The following is an 11,759-nucleotide window of genomic DNA, read 5'->3' as shown; positions in this document are numbered from 1 at the left end:
CGGGAGACGGCGGCGCGTTCCACTGCGAGGCGTAGCGCGTCACCAGCCCCTCATAGGTGCGCCCTTCCATGTTGTTGACCAGCTGCTGGCGATCGGCCACGGCGCGGAACATTACGCAATCGTTGGGCGTGCAGCGGTCGCGGGTCAGCAGCACGTAGGCCATCAAGCCATAGCGATCGCGCTCGACGGCCCGGCGCAGCGCCAGGAGCTCCGCGGTCATCACCTTGTTGGCGCTGGCGAGGTCGCCCGCTTGCGACAGCCGGCTCAGCATCCCGGCCGCGTAGCTGACCGCGGCTGCGGTCATGTCAGCCGATCCGAACAGGCTCCTCTCACAGTTCGACAGCACGAGGTCGCCGGCGAGGTCGTCGACGCAGGCCAGAGCCGGCGGCGAGAGGCCGATGGAGGCGGTCGTCGCGGGATCGCCATTGCCGCCGCGCTGCGACGGGTCCTGGCTGCGCATCATCGAGGCAACCGCGATCCCGACCGCCAGCAGGGTGATCACCGTCAGCGCGCCATTGGCGACCGACTTTTCGGCGCGCAGCAGAGTGATCAGGACGATCAGGGCAAAGAAGCCCGCCGCCGCGACCGTGAGCCACATGGGGAACGCCGGCGAGTTCAGGAGTTGGTCGAACGACGAGGGCCAGCTTGAATTCATGCGCGCAGCTTCCTGACGCGGGCCAACGACGCCGGCCCCGATGGCATCCCGCCATGGGACGCCCGTGAAACGATCAAATTCAAACAGTCACCCGATCCATGACGGCCCCACGCCACGACAATAAGACGATTCCATGCGCTTTGCGGGGTTGGATGGTGCGGAGCTACCCGCTATCCCCAGAGGGATTGCGCAGCCTTTGTAAAACCTTCGGGAGCCGGCCTTGAGCCCCGTGCAACAGCCTTGGGTATTCTCCCAGATTCGGCCGGCAACGTCCGCCGACGCGCCGAGTCTATCAATGACCGTCGGGCCTCAAGACAGGGCCAGCTGGCTCTCTCTGGCAACCCGCTCAAAGGCTTCCGTCGAGCTCTTGATCCGATATTGGCAGTCGTCGCCCTCGGTCGGTAGCTGGCGGATGATCTCGTAGGTGCCGCTGGCTGCCGGACGCGAGACGTTGCTCGCCGTGAAATAAACTGTCGACCCGATGGGGAACTTGTGTCTCAACGCCCTCTCCTGCTCGCGTGCCGGCAAGAGCCTTCGAGGTCCCGCTGCCCGGGCCGGCCTGTCTTTAATAATATCTCTCCTATAGCACGCCGCCGGCGGCCCTGGCCAGCAGCTCATGACATGGCAAACGCTGAGATTGCGAGTTTCTTCAACGGGATGGAGCAGCAACCGGCATTCCCGGACTAACAGCCCGGACGGTCCGCGCCACGCGGGCCGGAGCGCTCAGACCTTCTCGACCCGGTCGATGATCCAGGTCTCGGCGAGCCCATCCTGGACCCAGGCGGCGAAGGCGGGCATCGCCATCATCGTTTCCATGTAGGCCCTTGTGTCAGCCGCGACGGGGACCGCGAAGCTCTGGAAACGGGTCACGACGGGCGCGAACATGGCGTCCGCTCCGCTGAAGCGGCCGAACAGGAACGGGCCGCCAGCGCCGTAGCGCGCCCGGCAATCGCGCCAGATGTCCTCGATCCGGGCGATATTGGCCCTGGCGTCGGCAGACAGTTCGACCGGGCGCACGGGCCGGTGCAGGTTCATCGGACACTCGTTGCGCAGCGCCTGAAAGCCCGAGTGCATCTCGGCGGAGATCGATCGCGCCTGGGCGCGCGCCGCGACGTCGGTCGGCCACAGCCCGGCCCCTGGAAACCGCTCGGCGACATATTCGATGATGGCGAGCGAATCCCACACCGTGACGTCACCATCGATCAGGACGGGCACCTTGCCGGCCGGAGAATGCGCCAGGATCCGCGCCTTGTCGGCCGGATCGTCGGTGTAGAGCGGGATCACGATCTCTTCGAAGGCGATGTCGCAGCCGCGCAGCGCCAGCCACGGCCGCATCGACCATGAGGAATAGTTCTTGTTGCCGATCACCAGCTTCATGTCGCACCGCCTCCGTGTTGGGCGCGGACGGCTGCTTTCGCCCCCGAGGCCCGCGTCCATGCCATGGGGACGCATACAGGATGATCGGGCATCACGTCGAGACAAGCACGACAGCTTCGATCGCGGCGCTCGGGCCAGCCGCCTTCCCGCGATCAGCGGTCGAAATCTTGTGGCGTGAACGACATCTCGATCACCTTCCACTCGTTGTACCGATCGGGCGGCAGCATCGTATAAGGCTGGCAGGACGTCAGCGCCTGGACGGCGCTCTCCTTCAGCTGAATCGCTTTCGAGGCTGCCATCACCTCGATCACCTCGGGCTCGGTCGCCAGCTTGCCATCCGGTGTCATGCCGAAGCGCAGCCTGATGAGCACCTTGTCCGACAGCGACAGCGAGGCCGGCAGACGCGCGCAGCTCCTCACCTTCTGGCGCAAAGCCGTTTCGAGATTGGGGGCAAGGTTCGTCGTCGCGATCGGCCCCGCGTCCTTGTCGTCGGGTCCGCCGCCCCGCGGCAGCGGTGACAGCGGCTCCGGCAACCCAAGCATGACACCATATTTCACGGTGAGATCCGGCTCCGGAGGCACGTAGCTCGGTGCAGGCGCCGGCATCGGTGCAGGCGCCGGCCTTGCGGCCGCTTTGGGCTCCGATTTTGCGGCCATCTTGGCCGCCTTGGATGATGAAGGAACCGGAGCCGGCTGCTTTGCCACGGGCGAGGCCGTTGCCGCCGGCTTGGAGGATTCCCTGGCCTCGGGCGTGGCCGCCTGTGACGGCTGCGGAGGCGGCGCGGCGGCCGCCGGCGAAGCGCTGGGGGCCGGCTGCGGGGGGCTCAGCTCGGGAGACGGCGACGGCAATGGCGTCGGAACGGGCTCGGGTGTCTTCTGCGGCTCCTCGGCGTCGACGATGTCGACCTTGATCTCATCGGTCTTGGCGAGCTCGTAAGGGCGCACCGTCGTCGAGACAACGACACTGCCCACGATCATGAGATGCGCAAGCACGGACGCGGCGATGCCCCAACCGATGAACTTCCAACGTTCCATGCTGCTTCATTTGCGCCCGCTTGCGACCCGGCGCGCCTGCGGCACGCGTGGTCGCGGCGACCATCGCCAGGATTGAGCGCGGGCCACCCGCCCGCTCCGCTCACCCTAGCATGCCGCCGCGGGCGCCGCTCAATCCCAATTCGGCGCGAAGGCGAAGTTGGTCATTCGCCCTTCGGGGCTGCCCATCGCGAAGATGTCGGCCATGTCCTGCTCGGACAGCTCGAAATCGAACACCTCGAGATTCTCGGACAGCCGCTCGATCTTCGAGGTGCGCGGGATCGCCACGACGTTCTGCTGCACCAGCCAGCGCAGGCAGATCTGCGCGGTGCTCTTGCAATGAGCGCGGCCGATGCGGATCAGGGTCGGGTCGTTCTTGATCTTGCCCTTGGCGATCGGGCTGTAGGCCACGAGCGCGATGCCGTGCCGGGCGCAGGCCTCGCGGACCTTGGTCTGGTCGAGATAGGGATGATACTCGACCTGATTGCACGCCAGCGGTTCCGACGAGACAGCCACTGCTTCGTCGAGCAGTGCCACGGTAAAGTTGGAGACGCCGATGTGGCGTGCGAGACCGAGCGTCTTGGCATGGGCCAGCGCACCCAGGGTCTCGGCCAGCGGCACGTGCGAGTTCGGCCAGTGCAGCAGCAGCAGATCGACCTCGGAGACGCGCAGGCGGACCAGGCTCTCCTTGGTCGAGCGCTCAAGGTCATGCGGCGCAAAATGCGTCGTCCACACCTTGGTGGTCAGGAACACCTCGTTGCGGCGGACGCGCGAGGCGCGCAGCCCCTCGCCGACCTCCTGCTCGTTCTCATAGACCTGGGCGGTGTCGATGTGGCGATAGCCGAGCGTCAGCGCCTGCTCGACGATGCGGGCGCAGGTGCGTCCACGCAACTCCCAGGTCCCTAATCCGAGAGCGGGAATCCTGGCACCATTGGCCTCGATCATCAGCATGGAAATGCACTCCAAGCGCGTGCATGATTATGCATACCACACGCCGGCCGTGCCACGCAGGACCGGTTTTTAGCTTAAGTCTTAGCTAAGGCGGCAAACACGGTATCGGGCGCATGCGCGATCACCGTCAGCAGCGCGCGCGCCGGGCCGCGCGGCATGCGCTTGCCCTGCTCCCAGTTGCGAATGGTCTCGACGGGAACGCCGAGCTTGGCGGCGAACTCCTGCTGCGTCAGCTGCACCCGCCGCCGGAGGTCGCGCACCTCTACGGGAGCTGCAGGCTCCGCCGCCGAGGGCGCGAGCGGAAATTCGCCGCCATCGCGCAATTCCACGATCCGTCCATCTGCCTTCAGCCGCAAGCGTTGCATCGGTCCTGCTCCGTCTCGGGCGACAGTGTCGCCGAGCCGCGTTAAGGCCGGATTAACGATATAAGTCCTTCAGCCGCCGCGCTTATTTCAAGCCGAACCAGAGCGTCGCGATGCCCAGGAAGGAGAAGAAGCCGACCACGTCGGTCACGGTGGTGACAAAGGTTCCAGAGGCGACCGCCGGGTCCGCGCGGACCCGTTCCAGCACCATCGGGATCAGGATGCCGCCGAGCGCGCCGGCCACGAGGTTGGAGATCATCGCCAGTCCGATGACGATGCCGAGGCCGGGAGTCTTGAACCAGGCCACCGCGGCGATGCCGGTGACGAGCGCGAAGGCGAGCCCGTTGACCAGCCCGACCAGCGCCTCGCGCATCACGACGCGCAGCGCATTGTTAGGTCCGAGCTCGCGCGTCGCCAGCGCGCGCACCGCGACCGTCATGGTCTGGGTGGCGGCGTTGCCGCCCTGGCTCGCGACGATCGGCGCGAGCACCGCGAGCGCCACCATCTGCTGCAGCTGGCCCTCGAACAGGCCGAGCACCGAGGACGCGAGAAACGCGGTGGCGAGATTGATCAGCAGCCAGTTGAAGCGGCCCTTGGCGATGGTCCAGACGCTGTCGGACAGCTCCTCGTCGCCGGACACGCCGCCGAGCGCCTTGAAGTCCTCGTCGGCCTCCTCCTCGATCACGTCGACGACGTCATCGATGGTGATGACGCCGGCGAGCCGGTTCTCGGCATCGACGACCGGCGCGGCGACGAGATTGTACTTGCCGAACATCCGGGCGACCTCGGCGAGATCGTCGGTCACCGTGACGCGGCGGCGGTCCTCGTCGATCAGCTCGGCGAGGGGCACCGGGCGGCGCGCGCGCAACAGCGCATCGAGCGACACCGCGCCCTGCCAGTGCCTGGACTCGTCCACCGCGTAGATCTCGTAGAACCGCTCGGGCAGATCCGGCGTTTCGCGCATGTAGTCGATCGCCTCGCCGACGGTCCAACCCAGGGGAACCGTGATGACCTCGCTCTGCATGCGGCGGCCGGCCGAGCCCTCCGGATAATCCAGGCTGCGCGCGAGCACGTCGCGCTCGGACGGCGGCAGGCGCTCGAGGATCTCCTCCTTGTCCTCCTCGTCAAGGCTCTCGAGCAGCTCGACGGCATCGTCGGATTCGAGCTCGCGGACGCCTTCGGCGACCGTCGCCGGCTCGAGCTCCTCGAGGATCTCCTCGCGAACGGCATCGTCGACCTCGTTCAACGCCGAAAAGTCGAAATCGGTGCCGGTCAGCTCGACCAGCCGGACGCGGTCGTCGGGCGCGAGCGCCGCGATCAGATCGCCGAGATCGGCCTCGTGCAGCTCGGCGACCTCGGCGCGCAGGAACGCCTCGTCCTCGGCGGCGATGGCGGCGGTAATTGCGGCAATGAATTCAGCACGAATTTCGCCGGATTCGGTGCGCATCGCCGCGCGATCGGCTAGGGTTGCTTCGGCAGGGGCGACGTCCAAGGTCTCGTTCATGACGTGCCTCACGAGCAATCGTTCAGACGACTGGTCTGATTTGTGCTTTGACGCATTACATAATGCGCAACAGCGAGCGCAACGGGAAAAGATGTCTCAGCCGCGACTGACATGGCGATGGGTAAACGCCTTGGGCGCGATCGCCGCGCTGCTCCTCGCGCACGGCGCCGCCGCAGCACCGGCCGCCTGTCCGCGCGAGGGCACGCTCGGGACATCCCGCGTGCTGAGCGTGAACCCGAAGAACTATCCGCGCGTCGGCCTGAAGAGCTTTCCCGACACCCTGCCGTTGGAGGACGGCGAGGTGGTGCTGACCTTCGACGACGGGCCGTCACCGCCGATGACCAACAAGGTGCTCGCGGCGCTCGCCCGGGAATGCGTGCGCGCGACCTTCTTCCTCGTCGGCCAGCCCGCCTCGGGCCGCGCCGAACTGGTGCGGAAGATCGCAGCCGAAGGGCACACCATAGGTCACCACACCTTCACGCACGCGCACCTTGCGCACATCACGCCGGAGCAGGCCGTCGAAGAAATCGATCGCGGCATTGCAGCTGACGAGAAGGCGCTCAACGGCGTCGAGACGACCACGCCGTCAACGCCGTTCTTCCGCTTCCCCTATTTCGAATCGACGCCGGCGACGCTCGAGCTGCTGCAATCGCGCGGCATCGCCGTCTTCGGCGCCGACTTCTGGGCCAGCGACTGGACTGCGATGTCGCCGCAGGGAACGCTGAAGCTCCTGATCCGCAGGCTGGAACAGGCGCGCAAGGGCATCATCCTGCTGCACGATCCGCAGCCGCGCACCGTCGCGATGCTGCCTGCGTTCCTGCGCTACCTGAAAGACAACGGCTACCGCGTCGTTCATGTGGTTCCCGCCAAGCCCGACGTGCAGTCCGAGCAGCACAGCGAGCACCCGGCTGAAACGGCCGCGACACCGCGCGAGGGCGGTTAATCGACCGTTCAGGCGGTCCGGCTACGCTCTTTCCATCCGCCGGCGCTGGTTTGCGGCTTGCAATCCGGCAACAGCCGTCGGCAAACGGGAACGCGAACCGATGGCATGTCGCGGCGGCCGATCATCCCTGCTATGTCTTGGCTGCGATGGGCGCGGCAGCCCGTCCGCGTTAGATCCTGAAGCATCGGAGCGTCTGGTCGACGGCGTTCGGCCATCAAAGAGCAGTGATCGAAGAGCAGTGATCGAAGAGACCATGGACAGCAGTATGCGTGATCGTGCGAAGGCTTGCGTTGAACGGCGATCATGGGCCGCTGTGCTGCTGGGCGCACTCGCCTGCGGATCGGCTCTGGGAACGTCGGTCGCCTTCGCTGACGATTGTCCCGGTCATCCCAACGCGTTGGGCACGTCGCGTACGCTGGTGGTCGATCCGCGCGAGCATCCGCGCATCGGCGCCATGCAGTACAAGGAGACGCTGCCTCTCAAGGACCATGAGGTGGTCATCACCTTCGACGACGGTCCGCTGCCCAAATACAGCAACCAGGTGCTGCAGATCCTCGCCGACCAGTGCGTCAAGGCGACGTTCTTCACCATCGGCCGCCAGGCCAAGGCCGACCCCGAAGGCGTGCGCAAGCTCGCGGCCGCGGGACACACCATCGCCACGCACAGCCAGAACCATCCGCTGAGCATGAACAGGATGACGCTGGAGCAGGTCCAGCCCGAGGTCGACCAGGGCATCGCCTGGACCAAGGCGGCGCTGACCGATCCCTCCGCGCTGTCGCCGTTCTTCCGCGTGCCCGGCCTGCTGCGCGGCGACGCGGTCGAGAGCTATGCGGCCTCGCTCGGCCTGCAGGTGTGGAGCGCCGATTTCCTCGCCGACGATTGGCGCAGCATCTCCGGTGCCAAGGTCCACGAGCTCGCGATGAAGCGCTTGGAAGCGCGCGGCAAGGGCATCCTGCTGCTGCACGACATCCAGCCGCGCACCGTGGCCGCGCTGCCGAAGATCCTCGCCGATTTGAAGGCCAAGAACTATCGCATCGTGCACGTCGTGGCGGCGACGCCCGACCGTCCGGCCACGCCGACCGAGCCCGAGGATTGGCTGGTGCATCGTCCGTCCGACGAGACGCCGGTCGCGCATTGGCCGGCGATCACGCCGGCCGATCTGGCAAGTGCCGACACCCGCGCCCGCGCCGCGCTGGATGATTTCGGCAACCTCGACATGCCCGCGGCGTCACGCTCGCTGCCAAAGCCGGCTTGGCCACGCCCCGCGGTGAAGGCGCGGATCGCGACCGCACCGGCGCTTCCCGCTCCGGCGGCCGAGCTGTTCACCTGGCCGCCCGTCGCACCTCTGTCGGCCCGCCGGCATCAGGTCGTTCGCGTCGAGGGCCAGGCCACGACCAGGCCGGCTACCCGCCCGGTCCGCCTCGCCAGCCTGCGCAGGCGCTGAGCCCGGACACGGTTCGTCCAAACGAAAAAGGGGCGCCCGTGCGCCCCTCTTCGATGCGTTCCCTTGGTGCTTCCGCGGAACGCCGCGCGATCCGATGATCAGTTGCTAATCAGCTTGCTGACGCAGAGGATGACGATGGCCGCGAGGAAGAACAGGTCCATATATGACTTCTGCTCACCGTCCTTGCGCAGCGAGCCGACGTCCGACACCACCTGCTTGCTGATGACCTGACCGACCGGCCCTTCGCCGAGCATCCCGGCGAGACGGCGCACGTCCGACTCCAGCTTCTCGATTCGTCCGAAGAAGTGGAACGTGCGAACCACGGTGACGGCGCGCATGCCGGCATAGATCAGTACCACGAGCGCCAGCACGGCGCGGTTCTGGTATTTCTCGATGTAGTTCAGGCTGAGAAAGACCGCCGCGACAAACACGAAATTCGAGAAGAATCGGTAGGCGAGGCCGGTGAAGTTCATCTGTTCCCCCAGGATGTCCGGATCGCTGGCCGACAGAACTCACGAATCGCGTTTCGCCCCCGCGTCCCGGCCCAACGCATGCGACCGTAGACGAGCCGGCTTGCAAATTGGTGAAGCCAGCGCGGTCGCGCGGCCTTCGCATACCGCCCGAGTTCCCGGACCGGCCCCGTGGTAAACAATCGCCTGCGCGGTTGCAGCCCGCCATGGCCGCCACCACAAGACTCGCGTGACGTCTCGGCGTGACATCACGTCGGCTTCGCTACGCGCCGAAGCGCGCCGGCGCGCAGGCCGCAACGTCGACCTCAGGCGTCTCGCCGCTCATCAGCTCGGCGAGGATGCGTCCCGTCGCCGGTCCGAGCGTGAATCCCTGGTGACCGTGGCCGAAATGCAGCCACAGACCCTTGTGCCGCGCGGCCGGTCCGACGACCGGCAGCATGTCCGGCATGCACGGCCGCGTGCCGAGCCACGGCTCGGGCTCGACCGGCTTGCCGAGATCGATCAGCTGGCGCGCCGCCGCTTCGGCCTTGCCGAGCTGAACCGGCGTCAGCTCGGCGTCCGGCGCCGACAGCTCGGCGCCGGTGGTGATGCGCACACCCTTGGCCATCGGGTTCATCAGATAGCCGAACGCGGCATCGCGCAGCGGCAGGTCGAGCGGCGCGCCGCCGCTGTAGTGACGGTGATAGCCGCGCTTGCGCACCATCGGAATGTCCATGCCGAAGCGCTTCAGGAATTCCGGCGACCACGGCCCGAGGGCGACGACTGCGGCCTCTGCCTCGATGCGTCCTTCGTCCGTCACCACGCTCCAGCCGCTGCCCTGTTGAGTGAGCGTCGTGGCATCGCCGCGCAACAGCTTGCCGCCCCGCCTCACGAACAGCTCGGCATAGGAGGTGACGAGGCTGCCCGGATCGGACACCGTCCACGGCTCCTGCCAATGCAGGCCGCCGATGCCGGTCTCGTTGAGGCCGGGCTCGGCCTTGGCGAGTTCGCTCGCACTGAGCAGCTTGAACTTGACGCCGAACGCCTTGCCGACCGCCTCGGCGTCCTTCGCCTCCTTGTCGAATTGCGCCTGGTTTCGATGCAGCACGCGAAAGCCGTCCCGGCGCACCAGATTGCCGGCGCCGGCGGCCTCGATCAGCGGCTCGTGCTCGGGCGCGGCGCGCGAAATCAGCTGCGCATAGGTGCGCGTCAGCACCTCGTGGCGCGCGGGGAAGGAATTCCACCAGTATTGCAGCAGCGGCCGCATGTGATACGGCAGGGCCGGCAGGCTGTAATGCACGTCGTTGGTGCGCGCCAGCGCGATGTCGAGCACGCCGGCGATGTCATAGGGCATCGCGTAGGGCCGGACGGCCTCGCTCTGGATGATGCCGGCATTGCCGTAGCTGGTCTCGCGTCCCGGCTCGCGGCGATCGACCAGCGCCACCGACCAGCCGCGGCTCTGCAGGTGCAGCGCCGTGCCGACGCCGACCATGCCACCCCCGAGAACGATTGCGCTCCGCATCGTCATCACTCCTGTCAGCTCCGCGCCGCCGCGACGACGGTGACCTCTAATCGAACGTCCGCGATCATCTGCGCCTGCACCGTGGTGCGCACCGGCAGCGGATCCTTGAAATGCTTGCGATAGGCCGCGTTGTACTCGGCGAAATCGGCCTTGTCGGCGAGATGCACCATGCAGGACACGACGTCGTCGAGCGTCAGCCCCTCGCCGGCCAGCGTCTCCGAGATGAGCTTGAACACCAGATCCGTCTGCGCCGTGATGCCCTCGGGAATGCTGCCGTCATCGGCGACCGGGACCTCGCCCGACAGGAACACGAGGCCGCCGGCGCGGCGCACCAGCGAGAACGGCCATGAGTTTGCATCGGACATCGCTAGCTCCAGAAGATGTTGGTCATGTCGGCGCGGCTCAATCCCACGCCATGAATCCCGGCGTCTGCGCCAGCGGCGGCAGCGCGGCGAGCTTCTTGAGATCAGGCTGCGGCCGGCGCAGCTCGGCGTCACCGGCAAAGGCAGCTTCCAGCGCCGCGGCGACGCCGAGCACCAGCGCATCGCCGCCGCGCGGACCCACGATCTGCAGGCCGAACGGCAGCCCGTTCTCGTCAACGCCGAGCGGCAGGCTGAGTGCCGGATGTCCCGCCAGCGTCACTGCATAGGCCAGTGCCAGCCAATGGAAGTAGGACTTCGTCGGCACGCCATCGATCTCGGCCGGATACAGCTCGGACCACGGCCGCGGGCTCAAGGTGATGGTCGGGCTGATCAGCAGATCGTGCTGAGCAAAGAAGCTTTGATAGGCGCGATAGATCCGCGTCTGGTTCGCCGCCGCGCGCGAAAAATCCTCGAGGCTGTAGGACAGCCCCTCCTCGACATTGGCGCGCACGTTCGGCCCGATCATGTCAGGGCGTTCGCGATAATTCTTGCCGTGCTGCGTCAAAAACAGCGACGCCCGCAGCACCGCAAAGGTCTCGTCGGCGCCGCTGCAATCCGGCGTCGCCTCAGTTGCCTCCGCAAACAGCGGCGCGATGCGCGACACCCGGGCGCGGAAGGCCCGGCGGATCAGTTGCTCGGTCGGTGCAAAACCGAAATCCTCGGTGAAGGCGAGCTTGAGCTTGCGCAACTCGACCTGCGGCGGCAGGGCCCAGCGCGCGGGCGCGCCGCGCACCGCCTCGTCCGGCAGCGTGTAAGCCAGCGGATCACGCGCATCGTCGCTCGCCATCACCGACAGCATCAGCGCGGTGTCGGCGACGTCGCGCGCCATCGGCCCGTCGGTCGACAGGCACGACCAGCCATGGGCGCGCTTCTCGCTGGCGACGAGGCCGTAGGATGGCCTCATGCCGACGATGCCGCAGAACCCGGCCGGATTGCGCAAAGAGCCGCCGGTGTCGGAGCCCGAGGCGAGCGGCGCCATCCCGCAGGCCAGCGCCGCCGCCGAGCCGCCGGACGAGCCGGCCGCCGACCGCATCGGATCGAACGGATTGCCGGTGGCGCCGAACACGGGATTGCGGGTGTTGCCGCCCGCCGCCCATTC

General features: G+C 67.1%; 13 protein-coding genes. 2 read left to right on the top strand and 11 right to left on the bottom strand.

Translation table 11 applies throughout. The features are described 5' to 3' along the window. The 7 genes from BRAO375_RS17710 to mgtE form a co-directional block, all read right to left on the bottom strand. The coding region (locus BRAO375_RS17710) for a hypothetical protein (protein ID WP_035640838.1) at positions 1-655 on the bottom strand (655 nt) is incomplete at its 3' end. A 309-nt stretch (positions 656-964) separates the two neighbouring features. Continuing rightward, positions 965-1,156, bottom strand: a complete 192-nt coding sequence (locus tag BRAO375_RS17705) for a hypothetical protein (protein ID WP_035640844.1) — start codon at positions 1,154-1,156, stop codon at positions 965-967. A gap of 222 nt (positions 1,157-1,378) precedes the next feature. After that, positions 1,379-2,032, bottom strand: a complete 654-nt coding sequence (locus BRAO375_RS17700; RefSeq protein ID WP_009028836.1) for a glutathione S-transferase family protein — start codon at positions 2,030-2,032, stop codon at positions 1,379-1,381. 152 nt (positions 2,033-2,184) lie between these two features. After that, positions 2,185-3,066, bottom strand: a complete 882-nt coding sequence (gene tolA / locus BRAO375_RS17695) for a cell envelope integrity protein TolA (protein ID WP_009028835.1) — start codon at positions 3,064-3,066, stop codon at positions 2,185-2,187. Between the two features lie 129 nt (positions 3,067-3,195). Continuing rightward, entirely contained in the window at positions 3,196-4,014 is an 819-nt protein-coding gene (locus tag BRAO375_RS17690) for an aldo/keto reductase (RefSeq protein ID WP_009028834.1), read from the bottom strand. A gap of 74 nt (positions 4,015-4,088) precedes the next feature. Next, complete coding sequence (locus BRAO375_RS17685) at positions 4,089-4,379, bottom strand: helix-turn-helix domain-containing protein (RefSeq protein ID WP_009028832.1); 291 nt, start codon at positions 4,377-4,379, stop codon at positions 4,089-4,091. An 82-nt stretch (positions 4,380-4,461) separates the two neighbouring features. After that, the gene (gene mgtE / locus BRAO375_RS17680) at positions 4,462-5,880 is read right to left on the bottom strand and encodes a magnesium transporter (protein WP_009028831.1); all 1,419 of its coding nucleotides are present in this window, start codon (positions 5,878-5,880) and stop codon (positions 4,462-4,464) included. Between the two features lie 91 nt (positions 5,881-5,971). On the opposite strand from mgtE, the gene BRAO375_RS17675 reads away from it, so the two are divergent. Both BRAO375_RS17675 and BRAO375_RS17670 read left to right on the top strand, forming a co-directional pair. Then, positions 5,972-6,823, top strand: a complete 852-nt coding sequence (locus tag BRAO375_RS17675; protein ID WP_175345329.1) for a polysaccharide deacetylase family protein — start codon at positions 5,972-5,974, stop codon at positions 6,821-6,823. Between the two features lie 265 nt (positions 6,824-7,088). Beyond that, the gene (locus BRAO375_RS17670; RefSeq protein WP_035640839.1) at positions 7,089-8,267 is read left to right on the top strand and encodes a polysaccharide deacetylase family protein; all 1,179 of its coding nucleotides are present in this window, start codon (positions 7,089-7,091) and stop codon (positions 8,265-8,267) included. Positions 8,268-8,365: 98 nt separating this feature from the next. Here BRAO375_RS17670 and BRAO375_RS17665 read toward each other — a convergent pair whose 3' ends face one another. The 4 genes from BRAO375_RS17665 to BRAO375_RS17650 all read right to left on the bottom strand — a co-directional run. Next, the gene (locus BRAO375_RS17665) at positions 8,366-8,740 is read right to left on the bottom strand and encodes a hypothetical protein (RefSeq protein WP_009028828.1); all 375 of its coding nucleotides are present in this window, start codon (positions 8,738-8,740) and stop codon (positions 8,366-8,368) included. A 259-nt stretch (positions 8,741-8,999) separates the two neighbouring features. Next, positions 9,000-10,238, bottom strand: a complete 1,239-nt coding sequence (locus BRAO375_RS17660) for an NAD(P)/FAD-dependent oxidoreductase (RefSeq protein ID WP_009028827.1) — start codon at positions 10,236-10,238, stop codon at positions 9,000-9,002. Positions 10,239-10,252: 14 nt separating this feature from the next. Further along, positions 10,253-10,603, bottom strand: coding sequence for a RidA family protein (locus BRAO375_RS17655; protein WP_009028826.1), 351 nt, complete (start codon positions 10,601-10,603; stop codon positions 10,253-10,255). A gap of 37 nt (positions 10,604-10,640) precedes the next feature. Next, positions 10,641-11,759: amidase (locus BRAO375_RS17650; RefSeq protein WP_035640835.1), on the bottom strand; the 1,119-nt coding region annotated here is incomplete at its 5' end.

The organism is Bradyrhizobium sp. ORS 375 (assembly GCF_000239775.1).
Taxonomy (GTDB): domain Bacteria; phylum Pseudomonadota; class Alphaproteobacteria; order Rhizobiales; family Xanthobacteraceae; genus Bradyrhizobium.
This window is presented reverse-complemented; position numbering and strand designations above follow the sequence as displayed.

Coding starts and splice junctions, on each gene's coding strand:
- BRAO375_RS17670 (WP_035640839.1), top strand. CDS start 7,089: ATGCGTGATCGTGCGAAGGCTTGCGTTGAACGGCGATCATGGGCCGCT.
- BRAO375_RS17675 (WP_175345329.1), top strand. CDS start 5,972: ATGTCTCAGCCGCGACTGACATGGCGATGGGTAAACGCCTTGGGCGCG.
- BRAO375_RS17665 (WP_009028828.1), bottom strand. CDS start 8,740: ATGAACTTCACCGGCCTCGCCTACCGATTCTTCTCGAATTTCGTGTTT.
- BRAO375_RS17700 (WP_009028836.1), bottom strand. CDS start 2,032: ATGAAGCTGGTGATCGGCAACAAGAACTATTCCTCATGGTCGATGCGG.
- BRAO375_RS17685 (WP_009028832.1), bottom strand. CDS start 4,379: ATGCAACGCTTGCGGCTGAAGGCAGATGGACGGATCGTGGAATTGCGC.
- tolA (WP_009028835.1), bottom strand. CDS start 3,066: ATGGAACGTTGGAAGTTCATCGGTTGGGGCATCGCCGCGTCCGTGCTT.
- BRAO375_RS17655 (WP_009028826.1), bottom strand. CDS start 10,603: ATGTCCGATGCAAACTCATGGCCGTTCTCGCTGGTGCGCCGCGCCGGC.
- BRAO375_RS17690 (WP_009028834.1), bottom strand. CDS start 4,014: ATGCTGATGATCGAGGCCAATGGTGCCAGGATTCCCGCTCTCGGATTA.
- mgtE (WP_009028831.1), bottom strand. CDS start 5,880: ATGAACGAGACCTTGGACGTCGCCCCTGCCGAAGCAACCCTAGCCGAT.
- BRAO375_RS17660 (WP_009028827.1), bottom strand. CDS start 10,238: ATGCGGAGCGCAATCGTTCTCGGGGGTGGCATGGTCGGCGTCGGCACG.